This window comes from Rhizobium sp. 05N430 (genome assembly GCF_056396985.1).
Window position 1 is genome coordinate 160,408 of the sequence record NZ_JBFTMO010000008.1, and the last position, 13,036, is coordinate 173,443.

A 13,036-nucleotide genomic window follows, 5' to 3' on the forward strand; every position below is an offset into this window, starting at 1 on the left:
GAATTCCGTTCTGGAGCATTGCCGATGGAGCAAAATTCGTTCTTTAAGCCTCGGGATGGGGTGAAGCTCTCTGAGCTCGCTCAATATCTCGGGGCAGAACTCCCTGATTCGTCCAAGGCAGACGTCATCATCCATTCCGTGGCTCCTGTGAGTCGTGCCAAGGCTGGTGACATCTGTTATGTGATTTCGCGCAGGAGCCGCGCCGAGCTGGAAACATGCGAGGCGTCGGCTATTCTGTGCGATCCGGCTTTGCTGTCTGCAATCCCGGCGCATATACCGGCGCTCGTCTCAAAAAATCCCCATGCAGCATTTGCAATGGCTGGCGGATATTTGCATCCATCGGCTCTGCAGCCGTTGCCATCCATGTCGGTTGACAGCGCCATCGGCACTGGCGCCGTGGTCGATCCGACAGCCAAGCTGGAAGCCGGCGTCATCGTTGAGCCTTTGGCTGTCATCGGCGCGGGTGTGGAAATCGGTTCGGGCACCCGGATCGGGGCGGGCGCGATCATTGGCCCCGGTGTCAAGATTGGCCGCAATTGTTCGATCGCCAGCGGCGCGAGCGTGCTGTGTGCTTTTCTCGGCAATCACGTCATCATCCACAATGGCGCACGTATCGGCCAGGATGGATTCGGCTATGCGCCGGGTCCGCGTGGCATGATCAAGATCGTTCAGATCGGTCGTGTCATCATTCAGGACAATGTCGAGGTCGGCGCTAACTCGACGATCGACCGCGGTACGATGGACGACACCGTCATTGGTGAGGGTACCAAGATCGACAATCAGGTGCAGATCGGACACAACGTCAAGATCGGCCGCCACTGCGCGGTTGTTTCGCAAGTTGGCATCGCCGGCAGTGCCGTGATCGGCGATGGTGTGCAGATCGGTGGTCAAACCGGGATTAATGGCCATATTACCATTGGCAACGGCGTTCAGATCGCCGCCAAGAGCGGTGTGGTACAAAGCATTCCGGACGGCGAGCGTTATGGTGGCATTCCGGCCAGGCCGATCAAGCACTTCCTGCGCGAATCTGCCGAGATCATGGCACGTTCGGCGGCACGGGCGAACAAAACGGGAGACAAGAATGACTGAAGAAGCAAAGGCTTCTCTTTCGTCGGCAGACATCATCGAGATCATGAAACTCCTGCCGCATCGCTATCCCTTCTTGATGGTCGACAGGATCATCGAGATCGACGGTGACGATTCCGCGATCGGTATCAAGAACGTCACAGCCAACGAACCGCAATTTACCGGCCATTTTCCCGATTCGCCGATCATGCCAGGCGTGCTTCTGGTCGAGGGCATGGCCCAGACGGCCGGCGCGATCTGTGCGCGCAAGGACGGCACGAGCGGCAATCTCGTCTACTTCATGACGATCGACAATGCCCGCTTCCGCAAGCCTGTTATCCCCGGCGATCGCGTCGAATTTCACGTCAAGAAGCTGAAGCAGCGCGGCAATATCTGGAAGTTCCACTGTGACGCCAAGGTTGATGGTAACCTGGCCGCGGAAGCCGATATCGGTGCAATGATCCTACGCAAGGACAAGGCATGAGCACGGTTGCTGCCAGCGCCCGCATTCACCCGATGGCCGTCGTTGAAGACGGCGCCGTCGTCGGTGAGAACGTGACCATCGGTCCCTTCGCCTATGTCGGTCCGAAGGTGACGCTTGATGACAATGTCGAGCTTCATCCCCATGCCATCGTCACCGGCCGGACCATCCTCGGCAAGGGTTCGAGGGTGTTTCCGATGGCCGTCATCGGCGGCGATCCGCAAAGCGTCCATCACGCCGGTGAAGAGACGACGCTGACCATCGGCGAAAATTGCACGATGCGCGAAGGCGTAACGATCAATACCGGCACCAGCGATTTCGGCGGCAAGACCATTGTCGGCGACAACAATCTGTTCCTCGCCAATTCGCATGTCGCCCACGATTGCCGTGTCGGCAACAATGTCATCATGTCGAACAACGTCATGCTTGCAGGTCACGTGACGATCGAAGATCGCGTCATTCTCGGCGGCGGTTCGGCGGTACATCAGTTCACGCGCGTCGGCCGTCAGGCCTTTGTCGGCGGCCTCTCCGCCGTCAGCTACGACGTCATTCCCTATGGCATGCTGAACGGCAATCCGGGGCTGCTCGGCGGCCTGAACGTCGTCGGCATGACGCGTGCCGGCGTTGATCGCGCTGTCATTCACACGGTACGACGCGCTTACAAGGCGATTTTCGAAGGCTCCGGTTCGGTTCGCGATAACGCAGCCGCAATCCGCGCCGAGTATGCCGATTGCCCTCAGGTTGTCGAAATCCTCGATTTCATTGCCGCCGAGAGCGATCGGGCGCTGTCTTCGCCGACGCGGGGACAGAAAGGCTGAGCGTGTCCGTTTCCGGCGACACCGCAAAGGGCCGTCTTGCGATCATCGCTGGAAACGGCCTTTTGCCGGCCTACGTGGCCCAGGCTGCACGTGCCGCCGGCGATGAACCCTTCGTGATTTCATTGAAGGGTGAAGTCGACCGTTCCTGGCAGGGCTACGACCATGCCGTCATCGGCGTCGGCGATGTCTCCGCACTCGATGCTATCTTCAGCAAGCATGATATCCGCCGCGTCGTGATGTCTGGTGGCGTCCGCCGCCGGCCGGAATGGCGGGAAATACGCCCGACGTGGAAGTCTGTCGTCAAGATCCCGTCGGTCGTCAGGACATTGATCTCCGGCGGTGATGACACCGTGCTGCAGATGGTGATCAAGCTCATCGAAAATAACGGCCGCCGTGTGATCGGCGCCCAGGAGATTGCCCCCGATCTTCTGGCTTCTGTCGGCTCTCTTGGTGCGGTGGTGCCGGGCAAGGACGATATCTCCGACATGCTGAAGGCTGCCGAGGCCGCCAATGCCCTGGGATTGCTTGACGTAGGGCAGGGTGCCGTCTCGGTCGGCGGACGCGTCGTCGCGCTAGAGGGACCGGAAGGTACCGACGGTATGCTGGAGCGGGTCGCATCGCTGCGCAATGCAGGGCGGATATCGGCGCGCCGCAAGGGCGTGCTCGTCAAGCTCTGCAAGCCGCAGCAGGATTTGCGCGCCGATCTGCCATCGATCGGCGTGTCGACCATTGCCAATGCGCAGAAAGCCGGTCTCGCGGGTGTTGCGGTCGAGGCGGGCAGGGCACTGATTCTGGAGAGAGATGAGATGATCGCTGCGGCGGATCAGGCTGGCCTTTTCGTGTGCGGCATCGACCGCGGCTTGCCGGGATGGGGGCTGACGTGAGCACCAGTCTGAAAATCGGCATCATTGCCGGAGAAGTCTCCGGCGACCTGCTGGGCGGCGATCTGATCGCCGCTTTGAAACAGATCCATAACGGCCCCGTCGAGCTTGTCGGCGTCGGCGGCGAAGCGCTGGAAGCCCAGGGCTTGAAATCGCTGTTCGACTATTCTGAACTGTCGATTATGGGCATCAGCCAGGTGCTTGCCAAGCTGCCGACGCTTTACAGGCTGATCCGCCAGACCACGGCGGCAATCATCGCCGCCAAGCCTGATGTTCTCGTCATCATCGACAGTCCCGACTTTACCCATCGCGTCGCCAAACGCGTACGCGCGGCTCTCCCGGATCTGCCTGTCGTCAACTATGTCTGTCCGAGTGTCTGGGCGTGGAAGGAATACCGCGCACAACGCATGCTGGGATATGTCGATCATGTTCTGGCGGTGCTGCCATTCGAGCCCTGCGTGATGAAGGAACTCGGCGGGCCGCCGACGACCTATGTCGGCCACCGGCTGACGGCAGATCAGGATCTCATCGCGACACGAAACGCGCGCAGCGCAAGGGCAAACTCTCCCCAGCCTGCCGTCAAGTCGATCATGCTGCTCCCCGGCTCCCGGGCCTCGGAGATCAACCGTCTTTTGCCTCATTTCGGCGATGCAGTGAATGAGCTCGTCTCGCGCAACGGCGAGATGCGGTTCATGCTGCCCACCGTTGCGAGGCGCGAGGCGCAGGTGCGTGAGATGATCAAGGATTGGCCGGTGAAGCCGGAGATACTTGTCGGCGGCGAGGCGAAGTGGCGGGCATTCGCCGAAGCCGACGCAGCGATGGCCGCATCCGGAACGGTGATCCTGGAGCTGGGGCTCGCCGGTGTGCCGACGGTGTCGGCCTACAAGATCGACTGGATCATGAAGCTGCTGACGGGCCGCATCAAGACCTGGACAGCGGCCATTCCGAACCTGATCGCCGACTACGCGGTCGTGCCCGAATATATCAACGAGGTTGTCCGCGGCGGCAGCCTGTCGCGATGGATGGAGCGGCTGTCGGCAGATACGCTGCAGCGCCGTGCGATGATCGAGGGCTTCGATCTCGTCTGGCAGCGCATGCAGACGGACAAGCCGCCGGGACAAAAGGCGGCCGAGGTCGTTCTCGAGACTCTGGACAAGAAAAAACCCGGTCAGAAATGACCGGGTTTTTTGTTTCGCTGATATAGGCGCTTAGCGCTTGGAAACCGGAACGTAGTTACGCTCGGCCTCGCCGATATAGAGCTGGCGCGGACGGCCGATGCGCTGCTGCGGATCCTCGATCATTTCGTTCCACTGCGCGATCCAGCCGACTGTACGGGCGAGAGCGAAGAGAACCGTGAACATGGTCGTGGGGAAGCCGAGAGCCTTCAGCGTGATGCCCGAATAGAAGTCGATGTTCGGGTAGAGCTTCTTCTCGATGAAATACTCGTCGGTCAGCGCGATGCGCTCGAGTTCCATCGCCACTTCGAGAAGCGGATCGTCCTTGATGCCGAGTTCGCCGAGAACTTCATGCGTCGTCTTCTGCATGATCTTGGCGCGCGGATCGTAGTTCTTGTAGACGCGGTGACCGAAGCCCATCAGGCGGAACGGATCGTTCTTGTCCTTGGCACGTGCGACATATTCAGGGATACGATCGACGGAGCCGATTTCCGAGAGCATGTTGAGAGCCGCTTCGTTGGCGCCGCCGTGGGCAGGACCCCAGAGGCAGGCAATGCCGGCCGCGATGCAGGCGAACGGGTTAGCACCCGAAGAGCCGGCGAGACGAACGGTCGAGGTCGAAGCGTTCTGCTCGTGGTCGGCGTGCAGAATGAAGATGCGGTCCATGGCGCGGGAGAGAACCGGATTGACCGTATACTCTTCGCAAGGGACGGCAAAGCACATGCGCAGGAAGTTCGACGCATAGTCGAGGTCGTTCTTCGGGTAAACGAAGGGCTGACCAATGTGATACTTGTAGGCCATGGCGGCCAGCGTCGGCATCTTGGCGATCATGCGCAGCGACGCGACCATGCGCTGGTGCGGATCGGTGATGTCGGTCGAGTCATGGTAGAAGGCCGAGAGCGCGCCGACACAGCCGCACATGACGGCCATCGGGTGCGCATCGCGGCGGAAGCCGGTGAAGAAGCGGCTCATCTGCTCGTGCACCATGGTGTGGTGCGTGACGCGGTAATCGAAGTCCTTCTTCTGCGCTGCGGTCGGCAGTTCGCCGTAGAGCAGCAGATAGCAGACTTCGAGGAAGTCGCCGTGCTCGGCCAGCTGCTCGATCGGATAGCCGCGGTGCAGCAGAACGCCTTCATCGCCATCGATGTAGGTGATCTTCGATTCACAGGATGCGGTCGAGGTAAAACCAGGATCGTACGTGAAGGAACCGGTGTTCTTGTAGAGTGCGCCGATATCGATGACATCAGGCCCAATCGTTCCGCTCTTTACGGAAAGATTGGCGGATTTGTCGCCGATTTTGATTGTTGCGCTTTGATCCGTCATTCTGATCCTCCAAATTGGCGGCGGCGCCATAAAAGCGCCATAGGGTTAAGCGTCCGCTCAGATTGCTATATGATAGCGCGCCTAATGCCAAGTTACCGTGACGCCATTTTGTGCATCGCAGTATCAACTTTTAGGCACTCCTGCGATGCTGTAAACGCATAGCGGAAGCTGATGATTTATTTAGGCTTTTTGCACTCACGTTTTTTCATCATTTTTCAATCGATTATTGTTGCTGAAACGCGCGCAGGGTTGCATTCTGGTTGTATTCTATCGGGTCATCAGGCTCTTTGCATGCCGGAGTTGAAAACCAGCGACGTCAGCACGATCACCATCGGTGCCGCGGCCAAATTGCCGCAGACGCCGCTGATGCCGCCTGCAGCAGGCTCTCTCTTCGCACCTGTTAATCTAGGTCACCGCCGGCAGCTTTCTATTCATGTTCTTCGGTCGCTGCAGCGCCGTGTTGCGCAAAGCCTGCCGGCCTGTGCTGTCGAAGAACTGGCCTATGGCGGCCGCATGTTGTTTGCGCCGGTGGCGCTCGGACTGGGCTCCGTTCTCTGGTTTGCCTGCGGCGCAGACATTTCACCGGCTGTGCCGCTTTCATGCGCAATCGCGCTACTTCTGCTCCTTGCCGTGACCGATCGCAGCCGGGAGTGGAGCCGGATCTGCCTGGTCTCCATGATGTTGATTGCTGTTGGCATCCTCGCCGCACAATTCGAGACCTGGAGAGCCGGTACTGTCGTTCTCGATTCGGCGGTAACGACGACGCTGACAGGCCGCGTAGAGCGGCGGGAAAGCGATGGCCGCGGCGGCTGGCGGTATCTGTTGGCGCTCAAGGCGACGGAGAACCCGGCGCTGAAGCGGCCGCCAGAGCAGGTGACCGTGATTGCGCGCGGCCAGAAAGCGGAGTTCGAAACCGGGACTTGGCTGAAGGGCAGGGCAAGGCTGACGCCGCCGTCAGGGCCCGCTCTTCCCGGCCTCAACGACTTTTCGTTCGGTGCCTATTTCGACGGCGTCGGTGGCAACGGTTTCTTTTATGGTGCCCCTGCCGTGGTGCCGGCGGTCGAACCCGGGCCCGCATCGATGCAGGATCGCGCGCTTGAATGGCTCTACCGCTTGAGAAGCGGCATCGGCGACCGTATTAGAGGCATCCTGCCTGGCGACACCGGCGCTTTTGCCGCCGCTCTGGTCACGGACGAGCGCCGCGCCATTTCGAGCGAGACGACCGAGGCGCTGCGCCAATCCGGCCTTGCGCATATCATCGCCATTTCCGGTCTCAACATGGCGCTGTCGGCAGGCATCTTCTTCGTCGGCTTCCGCACCGTGCTCAGCCTGTTTCCGGCTGTCGTCCAGGCCTATTCCGTCAAGAAGATTGCCGCAGCCGGTGCGCTTGCCGCCGTCACCGCCTATTTTCTGATTTCGGGCTTCGCTGTCTCTGCCGAACGCGCCTTCATCATGATGGCGATCATGCTGGCGGCGGTCTTCTTCGACCGGCCGTCGATCAGTCTGCGCAACGTAGCCTTATCGGCGCTGGTGATCATTGTCCTCTCACCCTCGGAGATCATGGGGCCAAGCTTCCAGATGTCCTTCGCCGCGACACTGGCCCTCGTCGCCGGCTATGCGCTCTGGAAGGAGAGGCCGGTGCGCGACCGGCCCTTCGCAAAGTTTCGCGCCGTCAGGATGCTGTCTTCCGCCACTGCGTTCTTCGGCGGCATCCTGCTGACCTCCGTCATCGGCGGCTTCTCGACCGCGTTGTTCTCGGTCGAGCACTTCCACCGGCTGACGGCCTATGGCCTGCCAGCCAATCTCGCTGCCATGCCGATCATCTCCTTCATCATCATGCCGTTCGGCCTCATTGCCATGCTGCTGATGCCCCTCGGTCTCGATGCATGGGCGTGGCAGGTGACGGGCTTCGGGCTCGATCTGGTGATCGCCATCGCCAGGACGGTTGCCTCATGGGGCGGCGATATCGGCGTCGGGCGCCTGGCGTCGTGGTACTTTCCCGCGGCGGTGACGGGTTTCCTGCTGCTGACTTTGCTGCGCAGCCGCATACGGCATCTCGGCACCGCGATCTTGATGGCATCGACGACAGCCGCCGCGATGTTGGGAGGTCCTCCGCCGCCGAAAATCGTGATTGCCGAGGACGGGAGCATGGCGGGCATCGTCAGTGACAACGGCCTCGCCACCAATCGCGAGCGGCCACCGGGCTTCATCTTTGATCAATGGAGGCGCGCTCTGGTGATCGATAAGCATTTGTCACCGGCGTTCCCGGCGCTCCCGGATATTCCCACCGCACCGCGCGGTGAAAGGCTGAAACTGACGGAGGCACAGCAGAACGACACCATGAACGCGATCAAGGCCAGTGCGACGGGCGAGCGCTTCTCATGCGTGAAAAAGTCCTGGTGTACGGCGAAGCTCGACAACGGTTCGATCCTGACCGTGATCGAGAATGCGGCGTTCCTTGGCCCAGCCTGCGACATATCCGATATCGTCGTCACACCGGTTCGCCTGCGCCTCGATACCTGCCGCTCAGGCGCCCTGCTTTTCACCGGGGAGACACTGCGAAAGACAGGCGCTGTCGAGCTTCGTTTCCCCAATGGGATCGCCGAAATCACCACATCATTCGAGGGTCTCGACCGGCCCTGGATCCGCCACCGCGCCTACGATTGGCGCAGCGGCACTTTTGGTGAAAGCGAGACGCTCAGTGATAGCGGCGGATAAGGCCAACGAGCTTGCCCTGAACCTTGACGCGGTCCGGTCCGAAAATACGGGTTTCGTAAGCCGGGTTGGCAGCTTCGAGCGCAACGGATGCACCCTTGCGGCGAAAGCGCTTCAGCGTTGCCTCTTCGTCATCGACGAGAGCAACGACGATATCACCGGCATTGGCGGTATTGGTGTTGCGGATGATGACCGTATCGCCGTCGAAGATGCCGGCCTCGATCATCGAGTCGCCCTTGACCTCAAGAGCATAATGTTCACCGTTTCCGAGCATGTCGGCGGGAACAGTGATGTCGTGTGTGTTCTGCTGGATCGCCGAAATCGGCACACCGGCTGCGATCCGGCCCATGACCGGCACCGAGATCGACGTGTGATTGTCCTCGTTCGCAGGCTTCGGCGGCGCGACCGGCTGCGGCTTGCCGAGGCTGCCTTCGATGACGCTCGGCGAGAAGCCGCGGCGCGGCTGGATGCTCGGGCTGTAGGCTTCCGGAAGCTTGATGACCTCGAGTGCGCGCGCCCTGTTCGGTAGGCGGCGAATGAAGCCACGTTCTTCCAGAGCCGTGATCAGGCGATGGATGCCCGACTTGGAAGCCAGATCGAGCGCATCCTTCATTTCGTCGAAGGATGGCGGAACGCCGGACTCCTTCATGCGCTCGTGAATGAAGAGGAGAAGCTCCTGTTGTTTGCGCGTCAGCATCGAAGTTTTTCCCCAGATTCGTGAAACAAAGCCAGAACGGACACTATATGTTCCATATGTGTTCCGCAAGTGCCTAAATATCGGTAAAACTTCCGATGATTTTTCGTCGTTTTTGAAAGTTTATTTGCCGGATTGGTGATCCACGCTTGCGCTTTGCCGGGCAGGGCGTGCAAATCTCTGCCGGCTTCACCGGAGGAACCGCCATGACGCATCCGCTCGATCATCTGGTACTGCCCGTGACCCATATCGACGTTGCCCGCGAGCGACTCGGGCGTCTCGGTTTCACCGTCGCGGCCGATGGCCGTCATCCGTTCGGAACGGAGAATGCCTGCGTCTTCTTGGCCGACAAGACCTATCTCGAACCGCTCGGTATTGCGAGCCAGGCGGACTGCGACGCGGCTGTCGCAAAGGGCAACAGCTTTGTCGCCCGCGATCAGGCCTTCCGCTTCCGCTGCGGCGATGACGGCTTTTCGGCTGTTGTCTTCGGCACCGATAGTGCCGATGCGGACAAGGCTGCCTATGACGGCGCGCAGCTGAGCGGCGGCGATATGGTCGAATTCTCGCGGCCGATCGTCATGCCCGACGGAACGCAGGCGACAGGCGCCTTCAAGCTCGCCTTTGCCGCCGATCTTCGGGCACCCGATGTCTTCTTCTTCGCCTGCCAGCGGATCAACGCCTTTCCGGCCGATCGCAATGCACTGGAAACCCATGCAAACGGCGTCACCGGCATCAGCGAGATCGCGCTGAGCGCTGAGGATCCGCAGGCCTTCGCCGAATTTCTGGAGACGGCCAGCGGTGGAGTGGAGCCTAAGGAGGCGGCACTCGGCCTATCCTTCGAATTGCCGAACGGGAGACTTTCCATCTTCTCGAACGAGGGCATGGAGGCCTATTTCGATGCCGAGCCACTTGTCACCGATAACGGCCTCAGGGCGCGCGCAATCGTCTTTTCGGTCGGTGATCTGGCCGTGACAGCGGCGCATTTGGCTGCTAACGGGATCACCCATGTCAGTATGAACAATCGTCTGTTGGTGAAGCCGGCGCCGGGACAGGGCGCAATCTTCGCCTTCGAGGAGACCCAATGACAAATACCAATGCAGAAGTTGTCGCCGGCGAGGGTGCTGGCCGCGTTACCTTTTCGAATACGGGCAAGCTGTCGCTGATCGCCGGTCCCTGCCAGATGGAAAGCCGCGACCACGCTTTCATGGTCGCCGGTGTTTTGAGCGAACTCTGCAAGTCGCTCGGTATCGGCCTCGTCTATAAGTCGTCTTTCGACAAGGCGAACCGGACATCGCTTTCCGCCGAGCGCGGCATCGGTCTTGAAAAGGCGCTCGAAGTCTTCTCCGATCTGAAAAAGGAATTCGGCTTTCCTGTTCTGACCGATATCCACACGGAAGAGCAGTGCGAGCAGGTGGCAACCGTCGCCGACATCCTGCAGATCCCGGCCTTCCTCAGCCGCCAGACCGACCTTCTCGTTGCCGCCGCCAAGACCGGCCGGATCGTCAACGTCAAGAAGGGCCAGTTCCTGGCGCCCTGGGACATGAAGAATGTTCTCGCCAAGCTGAATGCCAGCGGCAATCCGAACATCCTGCTCTGCGAACGCGGTGCCTCCTTCGGCTACAACACACTGGTATCGGACATGCGCTCGCTGCCGATCATGGCTGCACTTGGCGCTCCTGTTATCTTCGACGCCACGCATTCCGTGCAGCAGCCGGGCGGGCAGGGCGGCTCGAGCGGTGGTCAGCGCGAATTCGTCGAGACCCTGGCGCGTGCCGCCGTTGCCGTCGGTGTCGCCGGTGTGTTCGTCGAAACGCACGAAGACCCCGACAATGCGCCGTCTGACGGACCGAACATGGTCTATCTGAAGGACATGCCGCGGCTTCTCGAAAAGCTTCTCGCCTTCGACGCCATCGCGAAAGCGGCCTGACGTTCAAAAGGCTGACATGATCCTGTAATAGGCCTCGGATGAGGCCGGAAACGAAGGCATGTTAGGCGGCTCAAAAACGGCCATTGTAATTTGCGTGCCTTCGATTAAGACGATTTCAAACGATTTATCCCACCCACCGAGCAGGAAGAAACCCATGACTGCAATTACCGATATCATCGCCCGCGAGATTCTCGATAGCCGTGGCAACCCCACCGTCGAGGTCGACGTTTATCTGGAAGATGGCAGCATGGGCCGCGCGGCTGTTCCGTCGGGTGCCTCGACCGGCGCGCACGAAGCCGTCGAAGTTCGCGATGGCGGCAAGCGCTATCTCGGCAAGGGTGTTGAAAAGGCTGTCGAAGCCGCCAACACGGAAATCTTTGACGCCATCGGCGGCATCGACGCTGAAAACCAGATCCAGATCGACAACATCATGATCGAGCTGGACGGCACGCCGAACAAGTCGCGCCTCGGCGCCAACGCCATCCTCGGCGTTTCGCTCGCTGTCGCCAAGGCTGCCGCTGAAGCTGCCGGCCTGCCGCTTTATCGTTACGTCGGTGGCGCTTCCGCCCACCTGCTGCCGGTTCCGATGATGAACATCATCAACGGCGGCGCTCATGCCGACAATCCGATCGACTTCCAGGAATTCATGATCCTGCCCGTCGGTGCCGACTCGATCCGTGAAGCCGTCCGCATGGGTTCGGAAGTCTTCCACGTCCTCAAGAAGGAACTCTCGGCTCAGGGCCACAACACCAACGTCGGCGACGAAGGCGGCTTCGCACCGGGCCTGAAGAGCGCGCCTGAAGCCCTCGATTTCATCATGAAGTCGATCGAAAAGGCTGGCTACAAGCCGGGCGAAGACATCTATCTCGGCCTCGACTGCGCCTCGACAGAATTCTTTAAGGACGGCAAATACGTTCTCGAAGGCGAGGGCCGCACGCTGGAGCCGGGCGCCATGGCCGAATACCTGGCGCAGCTCGCTGCCCAGTACCCGATCATCTCGATCGAAGACGGCATGGCTGAAGACGATTGGGACGGCTGGAAGGCCCTGACCGATCTGGCTGGCAAGAAGGTTCAGCTGGTCGGCGACGATCTCTTCGTCACCAACTCTGCTCGCCTGCGCGACGGCATCAAGATGGGCGTTGCCAACTCGATCCTCGTCAAGGTCAACCAGATCGGCTCGCTGACGGAAACGCTGGACGCCGTCAACACTGCGCACAAGGCAGCCTACACCGCTGTCATGTCGCACCGTTCGGGCGAAACCGAAGATTCGACGATCGCCGATCTCGCAGTTGCCACCAACTGCGGTCAGATCAAGACCGGCTCGCTGTCGCGCTCGGATCGTCTTGCAAAGTACAACCAGCTGATCCGCATCGAAGAGGGCCTCGGCCCGCAGGCCCGCTACGCCGGCCGCTCGATCATCCGCGGCTGATAGCCATTAGCGATCAATGCCTTGAAACCCGCGCTTCACCGGCGCGGGTTTTTTCTTGCCCGCAAAAATTCATAGTCAACGGACGGTTAATCTCTCAGCGCTACTCTCATCGCATAGGTAATGCGTTTTAGAGCATGTGTGCGTATGTGGACAAAGCATCATAAGAAAAAGAAGATCGGCCGGTTCGTTGTTCCGGCTATGACGGTCGCCTTTCTCTCCTATTTCGGCTATCATTGCATCCATGGCGATTACGGCCTGCGTGCGACCGAAGTCTTCGAGCAGCGGCGCATCGCCCGCGAGAAGGAGCTTGCGACGCTGAAGGCCAAGCGCGAGCATATCGAGCAGCAGGTCGCGCTCTTGAGTGATGGCTCTCTCGATAAGGATATGCTGGACGAAAAAGCCCGTTACCAGCTGAATATGTCACGCGCCGACGAGGTCGTCATATTCAATTCATATTCCAATTAACCGAAAACAAGTTAATCGTTAATTATATAGAATTATCAGTGGCTTAATCCTGAATACGTGCCA

The 13,036-nt window shown here is 60.0% G+C and carries 12 protein-coding genes; 10 read left to right on the top strand and 2 right to left on the bottom strand.

All coding sequences use genetic code 11. The features are described 5' to 3' along the window. Positions 1-24 precede the first annotated feature (24 nt). Genes lpxD through lpxB form a run of 5 tightly spaced genes read left to right on the top strand, consistent with a single transcriptional unit; the run spans position 25 to position 4,423 of the window. Positions 25-1,089, top strand: coding sequence for a UDP-3-O-(3-hydroxymyristoyl)glucosamine N-acyltransferase (gene lpxD / locus AC1DJO_RS18175; RefSeq protein ID WP_477972217.1), 1,065 nt, complete (start codon positions 25-27; stop codon positions 1,087-1,089). Beyond that, entirely contained in the window at positions 1,082-1,549 is a 468-nt protein-coding gene (gene fabZ, locus AC1DJO_RS18180; RefSeq protein WP_112388112.1) for a 3-hydroxyacyl-ACP dehydratase FabZ, read from the top strand. The genes lpxD and fabZ overlap by 8 nt, the downstream gene beginning before the upstream one ends. Beyond that, positions 1,546-2,364, top strand: a complete 819-nt coding sequence (lpxA, locus tag AC1DJO_RS18185; protein WP_477972219.1) for an acyl-ACP--UDP-N-acetylglucosamine O-acyltransferase — start codon at positions 1,546-1,548, stop codon at positions 2,362-2,364. Before fabZ ends, lpxA begins: the two co-directional genes overlap by 4 nt. 2 nt (positions 2,365-2,366) lie before the next feature. Then, positions 2,367-3,248, top strand: coding sequence for an LpxI family protein (locus tag AC1DJO_RS18190; RefSeq protein WP_477972221.1), 882 nt, complete (start codon positions 2,367-2,369; stop codon positions 3,246-3,248). Then, the gene (lpxB, locus tag AC1DJO_RS18195; protein WP_477972223.1) at positions 3,233-4,423 is read left to right on the top strand and encodes a lipid-A-disaccharide synthase; all 1,191 of its coding nucleotides are present in this window, start codon (positions 3,233-3,235) and stop codon (positions 4,421-4,423) included. Before AC1DJO_RS18190 ends, lpxB begins: the two co-directional genes overlap by 16 nt. A gap of 30 nt (positions 4,424-4,453) precedes the next feature. Here the strand turns inward: lpxB and gltA are convergent, their stop codons facing one another. Beyond that, on the bottom strand, positions 4,454-5,743 hold the full coding sequence (gene gltA / locus AC1DJO_RS18200; RefSeq protein WP_112388116.1) for a citrate synthase: 1,290 nt from the start codon (positions 5,741-5,743) through the stop codon (positions 4,454-4,456). 513 nt (positions 5,744-6,256) lie between these two features. Between gltA and AC1DJO_RS18205 the strand changes: the two genes are divergently transcribed. Next, a complete protein-coding gene (locus AC1DJO_RS18205; RefSeq protein ID WP_477972347.1) occupies positions 6,257-8,461 on the top strand; it encodes a ComEC/Rec2 family competence protein in 2,205 nt (734 codons plus the stop codon). On the opposite strand, the gene lexA is transcribed toward AC1DJO_RS18205, so the two are convergent. Further along, entirely contained in the window at positions 8,442-9,155 is a 714-nt protein-coding gene (lexA, locus tag AC1DJO_RS18210; protein WP_112539539.1) for a transcriptional repressor LexA, read from the bottom strand. The two genes, AC1DJO_RS18205 and lexA, sit on opposite strands and share 20 nt — an antisense overlap. Positions 9,156-9,358: 203 nt before the next feature. Here lexA and AC1DJO_RS18215 point away from each other — a divergent pair, with 203 nt between their 5' ends. The 4 genes from AC1DJO_RS18215 to AC1DJO_RS18230 all read left to right on the top strand — a co-directional run bounded on the left by AC1DJO_RS18215 (position 9,359) and on the right by AC1DJO_RS18230 (position 12,973). After that, positions 9,359-10,237, top strand: coding sequence for a VOC family protein (locus AC1DJO_RS18215; protein ID WP_477972225.1), 879 nt, complete (start codon positions 9,359-9,361; stop codon positions 10,235-10,237). Continuing rightward, on the top strand, positions 10,234-11,079 hold the full coding sequence (kdsA, locus tag AC1DJO_RS18220) for a 3-deoxy-8-phosphooctulonate synthase (protein WP_310299137.1): 846 nt from the start codon (positions 10,234-10,236) through the stop codon (positions 11,077-11,079). The genes AC1DJO_RS18215 and kdsA overlap by 4 nt, the downstream gene beginning before the upstream one ends. 154 nt (positions 11,080-11,233) lie before the next feature. Next, entirely contained in the window at positions 11,234-12,508 is a 1,275-nt protein-coding gene (eno, locus tag AC1DJO_RS18225) for a phosphopyruvate hydratase (RefSeq protein ID WP_112388121.1), read from the top strand. A gap of 144 nt (positions 12,509-12,652) precedes the next feature. After that, the gene (locus AC1DJO_RS18230; protein WP_112518610.1) at positions 12,653-12,973 is read left to right on the top strand and encodes an FtsB family cell division protein; all 321 of its coding nucleotides are present in this window, start codon (positions 12,653-12,655) and stop codon (positions 12,971-12,973) included. Positions 12,974-13,036: the final 63 nt, after the last annotated feature.